The sequence below is a fragment of the Campylobacter sp. CH246 genome (assembly GCF_004378835.1).
Classification (GTDB): domain Bacteria; phylum Campylobacterota; class Campylobacteria; order Campylobacterales; family Campylobacteraceae; genus Campylobacter_D; species Campylobacter_D jejuni.
The window spans coordinates 21,451-36,987 of record NZ_RYYA01000004.1 but is presented as its reverse complement, the minus strand read 5'-3'; the positions used below and the strand labels follow the sequence as shown (position 1 = coordinate 36,987).

13 protein-coding genes and 2 pseudogenes are annotated in these 15,537 nt (G+C 27.0%); 10 read left to right on the top strand and 5 right to left on the bottom strand.

Annotation, left to right across the window (positions count from 1 at the left end; genetic code table 11):
• Positions 1-2 precede the first annotated feature (2 nt).
• The 5 genes and pseudogenes from ELQ06_RS04120 to surE all read right to left on the bottom strand — a co-directional run bounded on the left by ELQ06_RS04120 (position 3) and on the right by surE (position 3,538).
• Positions 3-821, bottom strand: coding sequence for a CPBP family intramembrane glutamic endopeptidase (locus ELQ06_RS04120; RefSeq protein ID WP_134237473.1), 819 nt, complete (start codon positions 819-821; stop codon positions 3-5).
• A 112-nt stretch (positions 822-933) separates the two neighbouring features.
• A complete protein-coding gene (blaOXA, locus tag ELQ06_RS04115) occupies positions 934-1,680 on the bottom strand; it encodes an OXA-184 family class D beta-lactamase (RefSeq protein WP_052823788.1) in 747 nt (248 codons plus the stop codon).
• A gap of 35 nt (positions 1,681-1,715) precedes the next feature.
• Positions 1,716-2,129, bottom strand: a pseudogene (locus tag ELQ06_RS08710) (GNAT family N-acetyltransferase).
• Positions 2,113-2,772, bottom strand: coding sequence for a tRNA threonylcarbamoyladenosine dehydratase (locus ELQ06_RS04110; protein ID WP_079261549.1), 660 nt, complete (start codon positions 2,770-2,772; stop codon positions 2,113-2,115). Before ELQ06_RS04110 ends, ELQ06_RS08710 begins: the two are co-directional and overlap by 17 nt.
• On the bottom strand, positions 2,762-3,538 hold the full coding sequence (gene surE, locus ELQ06_RS04105; protein ID WP_052820997.1) for a 5'/3'-nucleotidase SurE: 777 nt from the start codon (positions 3,536-3,538) through the stop codon (positions 2,762-2,764). Before surE ends, ELQ06_RS04110 begins: the two co-directional genes overlap by 11 nt.
• A 178-nt stretch (positions 3,539-3,716) precedes the next feature.
• Between surE and ELQ06_RS08925 the strand changes: the two genes are divergently transcribed.
• From ELQ06_RS08925 to lpxB, 10 genes and pseudogenes are all read left to right on the top strand, one after another.
• Complete coding sequence (locus ELQ06_RS08925; RefSeq protein ID WP_230095747.1) at positions 3,717-4,013, top strand: MFS transporter; 297 nt, start codon at positions 3,717-3,719, stop codon at positions 4,011-4,013.
• Positions 4,004-5,086 carry an MFS transporter gene (locus tag ELQ06_RS04100; RefSeq protein ID WP_052797870.1) on the top strand — a complete coding sequence of 361 codons (1,083 nt, stop codon included), beginning with the start codon at positions 4,004-4,006 and terminating at the stop codon, positions 5,084-5,086. The genes ELQ06_RS08925 and ELQ06_RS04100 overlap by 10 nt, the downstream gene beginning before the upstream one ends.
• A 141-nt stretch (positions 5,087-5,227) precedes the next feature.
• Positions 5,228-5,980 carry an AcfC family glycoprotein adhesin PEB3 gene (peb3, locus tag ELQ06_RS04095; RefSeq protein WP_002860324.1) on the top strand — a complete coding sequence of 251 codons (753 nt, stop codon included), beginning with the start codon at positions 5,228-5,230 and terminating at the stop codon, positions 5,978-5,980.
• 96 nt (positions 5,981-6,076) lie between these two features.
• Positions 6,077-6,301 (top strand): annotated as a pseudogene (locus ELQ06_RS04090) (lipid-A-disaccharide synthase); the annotation flags it as partial.
• Between the two features lie 35 nt (positions 6,302-6,336).
• Positions 6,337-8,652 (top strand): DNA methyltransferase, encoded by a 2,316-nt coding sequence (locus ELQ06_RS04085; protein WP_052797871.1) that lies wholly within the window; start codon positions 6,337-6,339, stop codon positions 8,650-8,652.
• A 4-nt stretch (positions 8,653-8,656) separates the two neighbouring features.
• On the top strand, positions 8,657-9,583 hold the full coding sequence (locus tag ELQ06_RS04080; RefSeq protein ID WP_052797872.1) for a hypothetical protein: 927 nt from the start codon (positions 8,657-8,659) through the stop codon (positions 9,581-9,583).
• Positions 9,564-9,800 carry an ABC-three component system middle component 6 gene (locus ELQ06_RS04075; protein ID WP_052797873.1) on the top strand — a complete coding sequence of 79 codons (237 nt, stop codon included), beginning with the start codon at positions 9,564-9,566 and terminating at the stop codon, positions 9,798-9,800. The genes ELQ06_RS04080 and ELQ06_RS04075 overlap by 20 nt, the downstream gene beginning before the upstream one ends.
• Positions 9,797-11,467, top strand: a complete 1,671-nt coding sequence (locus tag ELQ06_RS04070; protein ID WP_052797874.1) for a DUF2326 domain-containing protein — start codon at positions 9,797-9,799, stop codon at positions 11,465-11,467. Before ELQ06_RS04075 ends, ELQ06_RS04070 begins: the two co-directional genes overlap by 4 nt.
• Positions 11,468-11,591: 124 nt before the next feature.
• Positions 11,592-14,435 (top strand): DEAD/DEAH box helicase family protein, encoded by a 2,844-nt coding sequence (locus ELQ06_RS04065; RefSeq protein WP_052797875.1) that lies wholly within the window; start codon positions 11,592-11,594, stop codon positions 14,433-14,435.
• Complete coding sequence (gene lpxB, locus ELQ06_RS04060; RefSeq protein WP_134237472.1) at positions 14,432-15,526, top strand: lipid-A-disaccharide synthase; 1,095 nt, start codon at positions 14,432-14,434, stop codon at positions 15,524-15,526. Before ELQ06_RS04065 ends, lpxB begins: the two co-directional genes overlap by 4 nt.
• Positions 15,527-15,537 lie beyond the last annotated feature (11 nt).

Here is a 15,537-nt window from a genome sequence, read left to right as displayed (position 1 = left end):
GATTATGATTTTAAATAAAAAGGATAAGTAAAAAATATCAAATGAATTAAATTTAATCCGCAATGAAATAATACACTTATCCATAAACTTTTACTATATTTATATGCTAATCCATATATAATTCCAGCTAAACTCGCAAAAATAATCATTAAAATTCCACTTCTATAATGGATCAATCCAAAAGCTATACTTGCTATCAATAAAGCAAAATTTGGATTCAAAATTTGAGAGAGTCTTTGTTGAAGATAACCTCTAAAATACACTTCTTCAACCAAAGCTACCAATAAAACATTAGAAAATAAAAAATAGGGTAACCACCAAGGTAAGCTAAATTCAAATTTCAAAACATTGAAATACCAAGGTATAGATAATAAAAATAAAGGACTTAAAATTAATAAAATCCATTTTAATAACGAAACTTTTGTGTAATTTTCATTTGTAAATAACATAGGCAATAACAAAAACAATATAAATACACCTATAGGTTTATCAAAATTAAAGTATAAAATAAATGGTGCACTATTTTCACTTGCATAAACCTTATCTAAAACTTTTATATTATTAATTCCTGGTATAAAATGTAAAAATAAACCTATACAAAAAACAAACAATATCAATTCTAAAATAAGTGATTTTTTATATCTATAATATAAAGCCAACCCAAATGCAATAATATTAATTACTATAAAAGTGATATTAATTATCTTAAAATAATAAGCAAAAAATACACTAATTATAAAAAATAAATAAGCTGTTTTAATTTTATTAAAAGACAACAAAACCAAGGCAAGTGCTAAAAAAGCATAAGTTACCATAGACATCTAACATTTCTCTTAAATAAATTTAATATAATCAGTATTTTATATCTATTTTTCTTAAAAGCTATTATATTGCGATATTTTTATCATTAAACAATTTCTTATAAAAGCTTAATTAGTTTAAAGAATAAATATATTTTTCTAGCAATTCTTCTCTTATTTTAATATTTTTAATGTCCTTTATATCAACATTTAAAGCAAAAGATAAAATTTTGTTTTTACTCTCTATAAATCCAACAATCCAAGCCAAATTTATACCATCATTAAAACCTGTTTTAGCATAAATTTTTTGGATTTTATCTTCTTTAAAAAGAATAATTTTTTTAACTTCTTCTTGACTTTTCTTGGAAAAAGGTAAAGAATTTTGTGAAAGTTTAAAAAGCAAATCAGCTTGATTTTTTGCAGAAATTTGTAAAGAATTATCCAACCAAAAGGTATCGATTTTTGAAATTTTTGTATTTCCATAGGAAAGTTTATTTAAGCTTTCTTGCATGGTTTTAAGTCCTATTTTTCTTGCCAATTCTTTAAAAGCAGGCACTTGAGAGCGTTTTATGGCTGAGCTTAAACTAGCATCTTGTTTCCAAGAAGGCAAAAATACTTTTTCACCCTTATAATGATAAAAAATTTCCTTTGTATCTTTAACTACACCATTATCAAGCGCAATTAAAGCATTAAAAATTTTAAAAGTCGAAGCAGGAGAAAAAGGTTCTTTAGCTCTTTTAAAATTATTACTTGCATAATGTTTTCCATCAAAAGTTATAAAAACTCCGCTTGTATTGTAGTCTTTAAAAAAATCTTTTAATTTATCATTTGCCAAAGCAAAAGAGTAAAAAAGACTAAAAAGTAAAAGTATTTTTTTCAATTTATTTCCTTTTTCATGAAGAAATTTTTTAATTCTTATTGGTCTATTATAACAATGTTTTCTTTAAGATGATTTTAAATCCTGCTTTTAAAAAGAAATTTTTAACACTAAAACTAGCAAAAGCGTAAATTTCACTATAAGGATAGCTTTTAAGAGTAAATTCCAATAAAGCTTTAATAAACCTTGATGAGCATAGTTTGCATGAATAAAGCAAAGATCGAGTGTTTTTTTCTTCTAATATTTATACTTATAAAATATATGATTTGGCCTTTTTCTTCATAAACAAAGCCTAGTTGATTTTGAAATTTTTCTTCTCAAGTTTTTTGGTTTATATTAATCCAAGCATGAATTTGTTCTTTTGTGTAATCATTTTTACAAAGAGTGGATACGTTTTGCTTACAAAGCTTGATACAAGAAGCTAAATCTTTTATATCAAGCTTTCTTATCAAGTACTTTCCTTAAAGCCAAAGAAGCTAAAGCAAGTCCAAAAGAAGCTGTTACACCCATAAATGAACCAAGGTCTTTACAATGAGCTTCTTCATCAGAAAACACCACATCAAAATTTCCCTTAAAGCCTGATTTTCTAAGCTCATAACGAAATTTTTTCGCTAAAGCATCGCCGTGAGTTTTAAAAATACTTGTAGTTTTAATGCGTGTTGGATCAAGCTTTCTAGCTCCACCTGTTGAGGAGATAAAAATTTGTTTTTTAAAATCTATAAGATGAGCCAAAGCTACTTTTGCAGGAATATCATCAATGGCATCTATGATAAGATCAAACTCGCTTAAATCAAAATTTTTTAAAAAATTTTCATCGATTTTACTGACTATACCTTTAACCTTATAAATTCTTTCAAATACTTTAGCCTTTTCTTCGCCTATATTTTCGCTATGAATTTGGCGATTTTGATTGGTAATTTCAAATTTATCCGCATCGATTAAAGTAAGGTTTTTAAAACCACTACGATAAAGCGCATCAACGCAAATTCCACCCACTCCACCAAGTCCGCAAACCAAAACTTTTGTTTGTGAAATTTTTTGAAATTTTTCTTCTCCAACTAGCCATTTGATACGTGTAAATCTATCATTCATCATTTGCCTTTAACCATTTTTTAACTTTTTTCATTCTTTCATAAGCTGTAAGATCCAGCATTATAGGTGTTATTGTAGCGTAACCTTTTTTAAGTAAGGCAATATCGCTATTTTTCTCATCTTCAAAGTCTAAATTCGCCGCTGCAAGCCAATAGTATTCCACTCCTCGTGGATTGACATTTGAGTGGGCTTCAAAATTATAAACCCTTTTACCTGCTTTACAAATTTTAATACCTTTGATTTTTGATTTTGCAGGAAAATTGATATTTAAAAATTCTTTTTTTTCCAAAGGAAAACCTTTATCAAAAATATTTTGAATGATTTTTTTGGTAATTTTTAAAGCATTTTTATAGTCTATTTCTTTTTCGCTTTTTTTATAAAATTGAGAAAGAGCGATCGCAGGAATTCCTTGTAAAACCGCCTCCATAGCTCCTGCGCAAGTTCCTGAGTAGGTAATATCTTCACCTACATTTGCTCCTTTGTTAATCCCACTGATTACAAGATCAGGCAAGCGTGTTTTATAAAGTGCGTGAAGTGCAAGATAAACACAATCTGCAGGAGTGCCATCATCAAGTTTGTAAAATCTTTTTCCTACTTTAACAAAACGCAAAGGTTTGGTTAGGGTTATAGAGTGTGAACAAGCTGATTTTTCACTAGCAGGAGCTACTATGGTAATCTTGGCTTTAAATTCTTTTTTTAACATCTTAATGAGTTTTTTAAGTCCTTCGCTTTCATAGCCATCGTCATTAGTGATAAGAATTTCTTTCATTGTCTTCCTTGCAAAAGATAAAATTTGGATTTTAACATATTTTTTTAAAGCTTCATAGTATAAAAATTTTAATTTTAAATTATATAAATTTCGTATTATTTTTAATTATTTTTTTATTTTATATCGATTAATATTATTTAAACTATAAAAATATAAAGCTAGCAAGGAGGGTTTAAATATGTTTGATTTTTTCAAACCTAAGGCAAAAGCTATTAAATTTCCTAAAGAGGAAATTTTACCTAGATATTACAAAATGAGAACTTGGAGTTTAAGTGGGGTTTTTATAGGATATATGGGATATTATCTTGTGCGAAATAATATCACTCTTTCAACTCCATTTATACAAAATCAACTTGATCTCAGCAAATCAGACATCGGAACAATCACAGGCTCAATGCTTATAGCTTACGGGATTAGCAAGGGTGCAATGAGCGTTATAAGCGACAAAGCTGATCCTAAAAAATCATGGCTTTAGGTCTTATTTTATGTGCTCTTGTAAATGTTTTACTTGGTTTTTCAAATTCTTTTTACGCTTATGTAGGTTTTGTTATCGCGCTTGGGGTTTTTCAAGGTATGGGGGTAGGTCCTTCTTTTATCACTCTTGCAAACTGGTATCCTAAAAAAGAGCGGGGAATTTACACGGCCGTTTGGAATATCTCACATAATATAGGAGGCGGGATAGTTGCTCCTATAGTTTCGCTTTCAGGTTTTGCTTTGGCAGCATTATTGGGTGTGAGTATGGCGGATTTTAATGAAACATATTGGCACATGAATCATTTTTATGTTCCTGCTGCTTGTGCAGTTATCATTAGTCTTTATGTGCTTTATGCAGTTAAAGGAAGTCCTAAAAATGAAGGTTTGATTGATATTACTGAAATCAATGAAATGCGAGGGATTAAAACAGAAGAAATCAAAGCTGTAGAAACTCCAAATTTAAGCAGTTTTGAAATTTTTTATCGTTATGTGCTTAAAAACAAAAATGCTTGGTATGTGGCTTGGATGGATACTTTTGTTTATATGGTGCGTTTTGGGCTTATTTCTTGGCTTCCTATTTACTTGCTAGAAACAAAAGGCTTTAATAAAGAACAAATGGGTATTGCCTTTTGGCTTTTTGAATGGGCTGCCATACCTTCTACTTTACTTGCAGGATATATTTCAGATAAAATTTTTAAAGGCTATAGAATGCCTCCTGCTATAGGTGCTATGGTGATTATTTTCTTTATGATTATTGGATATTTTACTTCAAATAATCTTTATATGGTTATTTTCTTTGCAGCTATGGCGGGGTGTTTAGTCTATATACCACAATTTTTAGCAAGTGTGCAAACTATGGAAGTCGTTCCTGCTTTTGCAGTAGGATCTTGCGTAGGACTTCGTGGCTTTATGAGTTATGTAGTCGGTGCTTCACTTGGAACAAAAGCTATAGGCTGGGCTGTGGATTACTATGGTAGCTGGAATGCTGGTCTTATCATGCTCCTTAGTGCTTGTATTCTTTGCATACTTTGTTCTACTTTATGTCATTTTAGCGCTAAAAAGAAGTATCAATAACAATTTTAACTTTTGCTTGCAAAAATACCAAGCAAAAGTTAGATTTTAATAATATTTTTGTTACATTATAACTATTTATTAACATATAATTTCTAAAATCTCACCTTCAATCAATAAAAATTTATCATAAAAGGAAATACTATGAAAAAAATTATTACTTTATTTGGTGCATGTGCCTTAGCTTTTAGTATGGCAAATGCAGATGTAAACCTTTATGGACCAGGTGGCCCACACACGGCCTTAAAAGATATAGCAAACAAATATAGCGAAAAAACAGGCGTTAAAGTAAATGTAAATTTTGGCCCTCAAGCGACTTGGTTTGAAAAGGCTAAAAAAGATGCAGATATTTTATTTGGCGCTTCAGATCAATCGGCTTTAGCTATAGCGAGTGATTTTGGAAAAGATTTTAATGTGAGTAAAATCAAGCCTTTGTATTTTAGAGAAGCCATCATACTTACTCAAAAAGGCAATCCTTTAAAAATCAAAGGTTTAAAAGATTTGGCTAATAAAAAAGTAAGAATCGTTGTACCTGAAGGTGCTGGAAAGAGCAATACTTCTGGAACGGGAGTTTGGGAAGATATGATAGGTAGAACTCAAGATATAAAAACCATACAAAATTTTAGAAACAATATCGTAGCTTTTGTTCCAAATAGTGGAAGTGCAAGAAAGCTTTTCACACAAGATCAAGCCGATGCTTGGATCACTTGGATTGACTGGTCAAAAAGCAATCCTGACATAGGAACTGCCGTAGCTATAGAAAAAGATTTGGTTGTTTATAGAACTTTTAATGTAGTAGCTAAAGAAGGTGCGAGCAAAGAAACACAAGATTTTATTGCTTATTTAAGTTCTAAGGAAGCTAAAGAAATTTTTAAAAAATACGGCTGGAGAGAATAAACCTTCATACACGCTTTTTAGCGTGTATTCTTGCATAACTTCTTTTAATTAAGCCAAAATAAGATAAAATGTTTAAAATATTGATAAGGAAATTTTTTGAAAACCTTTTTAGTTTGTGCTTTAGAGCCTTCAGCAAATTTGCATTTAAAAGAAGTTTTAAAAGCTTATAAAAAAGATTTTGGTGAATTTGAACTTCATGGGATTTATGATGAGAGTTTATGCAAAGAATTTGATTTAAATTCTAAACCACTTTATAGCTCACATGAATTTAGTGCTATGGGTTTTATAGAGGTTTTACCTTTGATTTTTAAGTCAAAAAAAGATATTATTTTAACTTGCAAATATAAAGGTAAAGTATGGATTATAAAAAAGCATTTTATTTAAAATTAGAGGATTGTTATTTAGGTGCGAAAATTAAAAACTCGCAAAATCAAGCTAAAAATGGTTTTACAAATTTACTTGTTATAAAAGAAAAATATTTTCAAAAAATCAAAGACTATTTAGACACACAAAATCTTTATACAGATACTTATAATAAACTTTATAATTTTTTTAGCACCTATTTAAACGAAACAGGAACGCCGTTTTTTTACGATACACCTATGTATAAAAATATCTATGCAAGGGTATATTCAAATTCAAAAGACACAAGTCTTTTTTATAAAACACAAAATTTATACTATGTAAAATCAGATACTATTTATAATCCTTTAAGCTTGCAAAGTGAAGATAAAAAATACACTTTAAATTTTATTACCGATGAGTATGAGCAAAATGCTGATAATAATAAAAGTAAAATCAATTTTTATTTGCAAAATATACAAGATGATAATATAAACATAAAAGTGATAAATTCTAAAAATAATGATGGCGCAAATGTATTTAAACAAAACTCAAGTGAATTTAGCGATGTTTTTTTAAAGACTTTAAAAAATGCACAAATAAACATAAAAGAAGAAGAGCTAAAAAAACTTTTTAAAACTTATAAAAAACAAAATGAAGTAGATTTTTTTATCCATAAAAATGCGAAAGAATTTTTAAAAGAACAATTTGATTTGTGGTTGTTTTCTTATGTGAATGATAACATTACTGATTGGACTAAAGAAAAGATAGATGAGATCAATGATCTAAAACAAATTGCTTTTGCTATCATTGACTTTATAGCTGACTTTGAAAATGAGTTAAAAGCTATATGGTTAAAGCCAAAATTTGCTAAAAATGCTCACTATGTATTTAGCTTAGATACTATTAAATCACACTCAAATAACGCTGATGAAATTTTAAACTCCATATATAAAGATATAAATTTTAATGAGCAAATCGCAGAATGGAAAGAATTAAATTTCATAAATGATGAGTTTGATATAAAGGCTATAAATGATGAAAAATACAAATTCTTACCGCTTGATACAAAGTATTTAAGCGAGGAAAACTATTATAAACTTTTGCAAAGTTTTGAAAATTTAGATGAAATTTTAAATGGAGAGCTTGTAAAAGCAGATAATTTTCAAGCACTTAATTCTCTAATGCCAAAATATCAAGGTAAAATAGATCTAATTTACATAGATCCGCCATTTAATACAGGAAGTGACTTTGACTACAAAGATAAATTTCAAGATAGTACTTGGCTTTCTTTAATGCATAATCGCTTGGAATTAGCAAAAGAATTTTTAAGCGATAAAGGAAGTTTTTATTTGCATTTAGATTACAATGCAAATTATCGTGGTAGAGAACTTTTAAATGAAGTTTTCGGGGAAGAGAATTTTGTAAATGAAATTGTGTGGAATTACAAGGGTACCACAAATACTAATATTAAATTTGCACCAAAGCATGATACTATACTATATTATAAAACAAAGAATCATATTTTTAATTTTGATGATGTAAGAATTCCCTATGAAGATGATGATAAATTTTCCATAGATGAAAATGGAAAATATTATATGATGTGGAAAAAAGATCAGAGATATTATCCGCCACAAAAATTTGTAAATAATACTTGGATATTATTAGGAAAATCTCAGTATGATGTATGGAATGATATTCCATCAATGGCAACGGCTCATGGAAAAGAATTTTTAAATTTTCAAACACAAAAACAAGAAAAATTGCTTCAAAGAATAATAAAAGCAAGCAGTAATGAAAATTCTATAGTTTTTGATTATCATTTAGGAAGTGGCACGACAATAGCTACTGCACATAAGCTAAAACGCAAATGGCTTGGAGTGGAAATGGGAGAGCATTTTTGCAAAGTCATCATCCCAAGAATGAAAAAAGTTTTAAATGGTTTTGTTTGTGGTATAAGCAAAGAAGCAGAATTTAAAGGTGGTGGCGCTTTTAGATACTATGAACTTGAAAGCTATGAAGAAAGTTTAGAAAATTGTGAGTATGAGCTAGATGAAAACTCTCTTATAGATTATAGAAAATCACGCAAACTCATAAAAGCACTTAAAAAAGGCGAGAATATATGCCTTGATATGAAAGCTTATGATAAAGAATTTGATATATTTTTAACGATGTCAAATCTTTTAGGACTTCAAATCAAAAATATTTTTATAGATGATAATGGCATAAAATCTTGCAAATTTGAAAATGGTGATACTGTAAATTTAGAAAATATTGATTTAATCAAATATCCAAAACTAAAAAATCTAATTTGGTGGGAGAAGTAGCAATATGACTAATTTAGATATAGAAAATAGATTTAAATTAGCAGTACATTATAAAAAAACTACCGAATTTGAAAAATTTGTTATTGAAATTTATAGAATGAGATATCCATATATTCAAGATATTAAACCGCAGGGGCAAAAAGGAGATGGTGGCAATGATGGATATGTTCCTGGTGAGTTGGTTTTACAATGCTATGCACCAGAAAATATTAATGCCAAAACTACGATTGCAAAAATCCAAACTAATTTTGAAAGAGCTAAAAATTCTAATTGGAATTTTAAAGAATGGCATTTTGTTGTCAATGATGATTTTAAAGGTATTTTTCCAGAAATATCGCAAACTATTGATAAGTTAAATGTACAAAATCAGCAAATAGAAATAAAACTAATAGATACAAAAATGCTTTTGAATCAAGTTTTGAACATCTCTAAGACTGATAAGCATAAGGTTTATAATCTTTTGTATTATGAGTATGATGTTGTTAATTTTAATAATTTAGATGCATTGTTTAAAGCAGTTGATTTTATAGTACAAAATACTAAGTTACGGAAATTTGATGCTAATGATGCGTATATGAATTTTGCATTGGAAAAATTTAATACAAATGTGCAAGAAAAAATAAAAATCAATATAAAAAATGCTGATTTTATAAAATTATTTGGTACTTGTATAGGAAAATCACATGAAATTATCGAAGAATATAAAAATAAAATCGATAATTTTGAAGAAACTGGAAGAATTATAAAGGAAAAATTTATGTTTTTTAGAGAGAAATATGATGCAGAAGAATCTTTGAAAAAAACTATCGAATATTTTTGCAATAATAATTGTAAAATTGATCAAAATTCTAGGTTGGCTTTATGGATTGTAATTGCTTATTTCTTTGATATTTGTGACATAGGAGATAAATATGAATGTAATGGGAAATAAATTAACTAAAATAGAAGATTCTTTATTTGTAATTGGGGGATATATTTTAGAAATTCTTTTGCAAGAAAAAAAAGCTATAGATGATTTATATAGTGAGTTTAGTCGTATTTATCCTAAAAAAATTAGTTTTGAAACCTTTATGTATGCAATAGATTTTTTATATATGATTAAAAAATTAAGAATAATCAAAGAAGATATTTTGGAGATTATTATATGAAACTTTTAAGACTTAGTAGCAATTGTAGTACATTTCAACCTATTGACTTTAAAGATGGTTTGAATATTATAGTTGGAGAGAAAACAAAAAATAATAAAGAAACAAGCAATGGTGTCGGGAAAAGTCTTTCATTGCGATGTATAGATTTTTTATTTGGTAAAGATAAAAATGTTGACGAAATAAAAAATATTTTACAACAAAAAGATATAGTTTTAAATTTATCGTTTTCGCAAAATGAAAAAATACATTTTGTAGAAAGAAGTTATGATAAGATTTTTTTTGATGAAAAAGAAATTAGCCTGAAAGAGTATACAGAAATACTTTATAAATTAAATTTGCAAAATATAATACCAAGTAGTGATTCTATTTTGAGTTTTAGGAATATATTTTCAAGGTTTTTCAGAATACAATCTTTTAAAAACCCTATAGAACAAATAGAAAAAGAAAAAGTTTTTCAAAATAATTATGTAAATGCTTTTTTATTAAAGTTAAATTTGGATTATTTAAATCAGAAATCCAAATTGAAGATAAAGCAAGAGGAAAATAATAAGATTATTCAGCAATTAAATGAATATGAACAAGAGAATAATAAAGAAAATGAATTGGAGTTACAAGAGAGACTTAAAGAGTTAACTAGTAACTTGTCAAATTTTAAGATTGCAGAAAATTATTATGATCTAGAGAAAAAACTCAATGACATTACTTATACCATTGAACAAATGCGAAACGAAAAACTATTTAAAGAAAGGCAATTAAAAAATAAACAAAAAATTATTGATTTAAATAAGCAGTTTGATATTGATATTGATAGAATTAGTAATGTTTATAGAGAGGTTCAGTTTTTCTTTGAAAAATCAACCATAGAGCATATTGAAGCTGTTAAAAAATTTCACGATGAGCTTTTTTATAATAGGAGAGCAAAAGCTGAACGAGATAAAAAGGCTTTGCAAATTGAAATTAGTATTTTAGCGGAAGATATTAAAAAAATGGACGATGAAAGATCTATTCTTTATAAAGAATTGGAAAACAAAGGTGCTTTAAATGAATATCAATCTTTATTAAAAGAAAAGGAAAAAATTATAGAGCAACTAGAAAAAACTCAAAGAATTAAAAAGTTGGTAGTTGATTTAAAACAAAAGCAAGCGGACATCAAGTTGGAAATAGATATTTTTAAGAGAGAGCTTTTAAATTTTGAAAATGAAATTGATATTCAGATAAATAAACTAGGACTTTTATTTAGAGAAATTTCATCTAATTTTTATACAAATAATAAAGGATATTTAGATATTAAAATTAATAATAGTTTTAAAACAGAGCGTTTGTATGATATTAATGCAAGGATAGATGCAGATAAAAGCAATGGTGTTAACAATATGAAAGTATTTATTTATGATATGTTAATTTATAAGTTGAATCCAAAATTGATTGGATTTGTAGGACATGATAATCTTTTGTTTGATTCTATAGATGAAAGACAGATTGCCATAGCCTTAAAATATGTAAACGATAATTTAGATCAATATATTTGTTCCATACATGATACAAAATTTAACGAAGCAAATAAATATGCAATTGAAAATAATTTTAATTTGGAAGAGCATGTTTGTGTTAAGCTTAGTGAAAAACACAAGCTCTTTGGATTTGATTTTGGTAAACATGGTGAATGAAAGTGCAAAATAACATCATCCTTTGTACCACTTGCAAGATGTGTGATTGTAAGAAATTTCAGCGTGTAAAGAATTTTTACATACTGCAAATGATAAAAACAATTAAAGCTTTAAAGGAAAAATAATGGCTAAAGCAAAACAAAATACAAGAAAACATTTATTGTTAAATAAATTTATCCATGATAAATCACTAGTGCAAAAGCTTGATGAAAGTTATGATTTTGGCAATTTTTCTCAAGCTATAAATTTGCAATTTTATCAACAAGAAAGTGTTAAAAATGCTTTAGCCATACTCTCTTTTTATATGAAAGATGAGTTAAATTCACATCAATACAATCAAGAACGCAGAAATCTTTTAGCATTTTATCAAGATGAAAGTGAGAATTTAAAACTACAAAAAGAACATATCGCAAGAGCTTCATTTTGGATGGCTACAGGAAGCGGTAAAACCATAGTTATGATCAAGCTTATAGCTTTGATACATGAATTTATTAAAAATAATCAATTACCTAAAAAGCCTATCATGCTTTTAGCACCAAATGATAAGATTTTAAATCAATTCAAAGCAAATATAGCTAAATACAACAATCATCACAGTAATTTTATCAAAATAAAAGATTTAAAAGATTTTGAAAGCATAGAAAAAGAAGCTAGTTTGTTAAATGAAGCGGTGGTGTATTTTGCAAGAAGTGATTTACTTGAGAGTGAAGAAAATGTAGGCAAAGATAAAAAAGCAAAAAGATTAAATTATAAAAATTATCTTAATAAAGATGGTTGGTATATATTGTTAGATGAAGCTCATAGAGGCGATAGTAAAACATCACTAAGAAAAAACTATTATCATGAGCTTGCTAGAGGTTTTATCAAAGAAGATGAATTTCCAAAAGGCTTTGTTTTTAATTTTTCTGCCACTTTTGACGATGAAATAGACTTTATAACTTGTGCTTATAATTATAATCTTCAAAAATTCAATCAAGAAGGATATGGTAAAAATATAGCAGTTTTAAATGAGAATTTAGATTTTAAAAGTGAAAATAACGAAGAAGTAAAAATTAAAACGATTTTAGAAAGTTTTATAATATTCAATGCTATTGTAAAATCAAAAAAAGAATTGTTTTTAAAAAGATCAGACTTTAAATATCATAATCCTTTAATCATAGCAGTTTCTGATAAAGTAAATACTCAAGATGCGGGTATAAAAGCATATTTTAAGGCAGTGTATAATGTATTAAAAAATAAAGTAGATATAGGTAATATAGCTTTAGAGCTTTATAAAAAACTTCAAAATCAAAATTTGCATTTTGGTATAAATACGCTAAGCAATGATTTTTTGAAATATATAAAAAATGCAAATAACGATGAACTTAGAGAAAATATTTTTTATGCAAACGCAAATGCAAATTTAGAATGTTATAGTATTAAAGGAAATGATAAAGAATTAGCTTTTAAGAGTAAAAATTCAAACAAACCTTTCATGCTTTTAAATATTTCAAATGCAAAAGAATGGGAAAAAGATTTTTTACTTGAGCTTGGGGTAGAAAGCATAAGCGATATATCACAAAGTCATTTTGAAAACATCAATAGCTCACAATCTTCTATCAATATAATGCTAGGAAGTAAGGTTTTTTCAGAAGGTTGGGATAGCAATCGCGTAAATTTAATTTCTTTTATCAATATAGGCAGTATTAATGCTAAAAAATATGTTTTACAAACTATAGGAAGAGGTGTTAGAATAGAACCTTTCTTAAATATAAGAAAGAGATTAAATGCTTTAAAAGAGATGTTTAAAATCGATGAGCGAGGTGTAAATTTAGCATGCGGTTTAGAAACTCTTTTTGTAATGGCAAGTGATAATGAAGCCATAAAAGCTATTATAGAGGGTATAGAATGCGAATTTATGGAAAGTAGGCATTTAAAAGGATTTAAAGAAACAAAATTGTCGTTTAATTTACCTGTGCCAAAATATAAAAACGAAGCAAAACTAAAAAATATTTATAAAATTTCAGAAAAAGAAGCAAAATCTTTAAAAGAATTTATAAAATCTTACGATGAGGATGTTTTGATTTTAGAGCAGTGTTTGTATAAAAATTTTAAATATTCTACATTAGAAGAATTTTATAAATTTAGCAATAATAAAGAAAGTAAAATACAATTATCGGGAGATAGAGTAGAGTTTAATGAAAAAACAACATTAAAAACAATTAATAGTGTGTTAAATTCTAATGCCAAAGTTTTGGATAAATTTGTAAAGTTAGAAGAAGAAATAACACACCATAGAAATATACAAGCAAAGTTAGATTTTGAAACCGTTCAAAAAATTAATAAGACTATAAAAGATGTTTTAAATGCAAAAAGCGAATATGAATTAAAAGCAGACTTTGAAAATAAAAAAATAAATTTAGATGAGCTAATGCAAGGTATAAAAGAAAGTCAAAAAAGCAAGGAGATACAAAACTATATAATTAGTGCAAAACTTAGCAAGCATTATTATAGCCCTTTAATCATTTACAATAAAAACGATAAAGAAAATAAGATTAATTTTGCCATTTCTAATAAAAGTGAAAAAGAATTTTTAGAAGATTTAGAAAGTAATTTAAATTTGTCTTTTTTTGAACAATATGAATGGTATTTTTCTAAATTGGTAGAAAATCAAGATGAAATTTATATTCCTTATTTTGATGAAGAACAGCAAAAAGAAAGAAAATTTTATCCTGATTTTATATTTTGGTTAAAAAACAAACAAAGTGGAGATTTTTTTATATATTTTATAGATCCAAAAGGCTTAAAAATAGAAGATAATCCTAGATTTAAATTAAAAGGCTTTAGGGCAATATTTGAAAATAAAAATTTAACTTATGAAGATAAAAACATAAAAGTAAATTTATTTTTTTATAACAAAAATATCAACAACGCTTCAGAAGAAATCAAAGATTTTGTTAAATTAAATATAGAGGATATTTTCAGATGAAAACCTTTTTAGTTTGTGCTTTAGAACCTTCAGCAAATTTGCATTTAAAAGAAGTTTTAAAAGCTTATAAAAAAGACTTTGGAGAATTTGAACTTCATGGGATTTATGATGAGAGTTTATGTAAAGAATTTGATTTAAATTCTAAACCACTTTATAGCTCACATGAGTTTAGTACTATGGGTTTTATAGAGGTTTTGCCACTCATTTTAAAAGCCAAAAAAGCTATAAAAGAGCTTGTAAATTTAAGTTTTACTCAAAAAATAGATGGGATTTTATGTATAGATTCGCCCGCTTTTAACATACCTTTTGCCAAGGCTTTAAAAAAATCAGGCAGTAAAATTCCACGCATTTATTATATCTTGCCTCAAGTTTGGGCGTGGAAAAAAGGTCGCATACCTATCATAGAAAGTCATTTTGATATTTTAGCTTCTATTTTACCCTTTGATAATCAGTTTTTTAACAAAAGCACTTATGTAGGCCATCCGCTTTTAGATGAGATAAAAGAATTTAAAAATCAAGAAGATATTAATCATACATTTTCAAAAAAAGATGATGAAAAAACTATAGCCTTTTTACCAGGTTCAAGGCGTAGTGAAATTAAGCGTTTGATGCCTATTTTTAAAGAACTCTCGCAAAAATTTAAGGGTGAAAAAATTCTTTGCGTTCCCTCATTTAATCTTGAAAAATTAGAAATTTATGGTGATATTAGTGAATTTAAGATAGAAAGTAATACCCCAAAAGTGCTTAAAAAAGCTGATTTTGCCTTTATTTGTAGTGGAACAGCTACTTTAGAGGCGGCTTTGGTGGGAACTCCTTTTATTCTTGCTTATAAAGCAAAAGCTATTGATATTTTTATTGCAAAACTTTTTGTAAAATTAAAACACATAGGACTTGCAAATATTTTTTGTGATTTTGCTAAAAAAGAAGCTTTAAACCCTGAATTTTTACAAGATAAAGTCAATGTTTTAAATTTATATGAAGCTTACAATAAATATGATTATAAGGCATTTTTTGCTAAAGTTGATTTTTTAAAAGAATATTTACAATTTGGAAGTGCTAAAAATTTAGCAAAAATCCTAAACGAAATATAAAAGGATAAATC

What these genes read in the sequence shown, in the direction of transcription:
- ELQ06_RS04080 (WP_052797872.1), top strand. Translation starts at nt 8,657, where the DNA reads ATGACTAATTTAGATATAGAAAATAGATTTAAATTAGCAGTACATTAT.
- ELQ06_RS04100 (WP_052797870.1), top strand. Translation starts at nt 4,004, where the DNA reads ATGGCTTTAGGTCTTATTTTATGTGCTCTTGTAAATGTTTTACTTGGT.
- ELQ06_RS04075 (WP_052797873.1), top strand. Translation starts at nt 9,564, where the DNA reads ATGAATGTAATGGGAAATAAATTAACTAAAATAGAAGATTCTTTATTT.
- ELQ06_RS04120 (WP_134237473.1), bottom strand. Translation starts at nt 821, where the DNA reads ATGTCTATGGTAACTTATGCTTTTTTAGCACTTGCCTTGGTTTTGTTG.
- ELQ06_RS04110 (WP_079261549.1), bottom strand. Translation starts at nt 2,772, where the DNA reads ATGATGAATGATAGATTTACACGTATCAAATGGCTAGTTGGAGAAGAA.
- lpxB (WP_134237472.1), top strand. Translation starts at nt 14,432, where the DNA reads ATGAAAACCTTTTTAGTTTGTGCTTTAGAACCTTCAGCAAATTTGCAT.
- ELQ06_RS04085 (WP_052797871.1), top strand. Translation starts at nt 6,337, where the DNA reads ATGGATTATAAAAAAGCATTTTATTTAAAATTAGAGGATTGTTATTTA.
- peb3 (WP_002860324.1), top strand. Translation starts at nt 5,228, where the DNA reads ATGAAAAAAATTATTACTTTATTTGGTGCATGTGCCTTAGCTTTTAGT.
- ELQ06_RS04065 (WP_052797875.1), top strand. Translation starts at nt 11,592, where the DNA reads ATGGCTAAAGCAAAACAAAATACAAGAAAACATTTATTGTTAAATAAA.
- ELQ06_RS04070 (WP_052797874.1), top strand. Translation starts at nt 9,797, where the DNA reads ATGAAACTTTTAAGACTTAGTAGCAATTGTAGTACATTTCAACCTATT.
- surE (WP_052820997.1), bottom strand. Translation starts at nt 3,538, where the DNA reads ATGAAAGAAATTCTTATCACTAATGACGATGGCTATGAAAGCGAAGGA.
- ELQ06_RS08925 (WP_230095747.1), top strand. Translation starts at nt 3,717, where the DNA reads ATGTTTGATTTTTTCAAACCTAAGGCAAAAGCTATTAAATTTCCTAAA.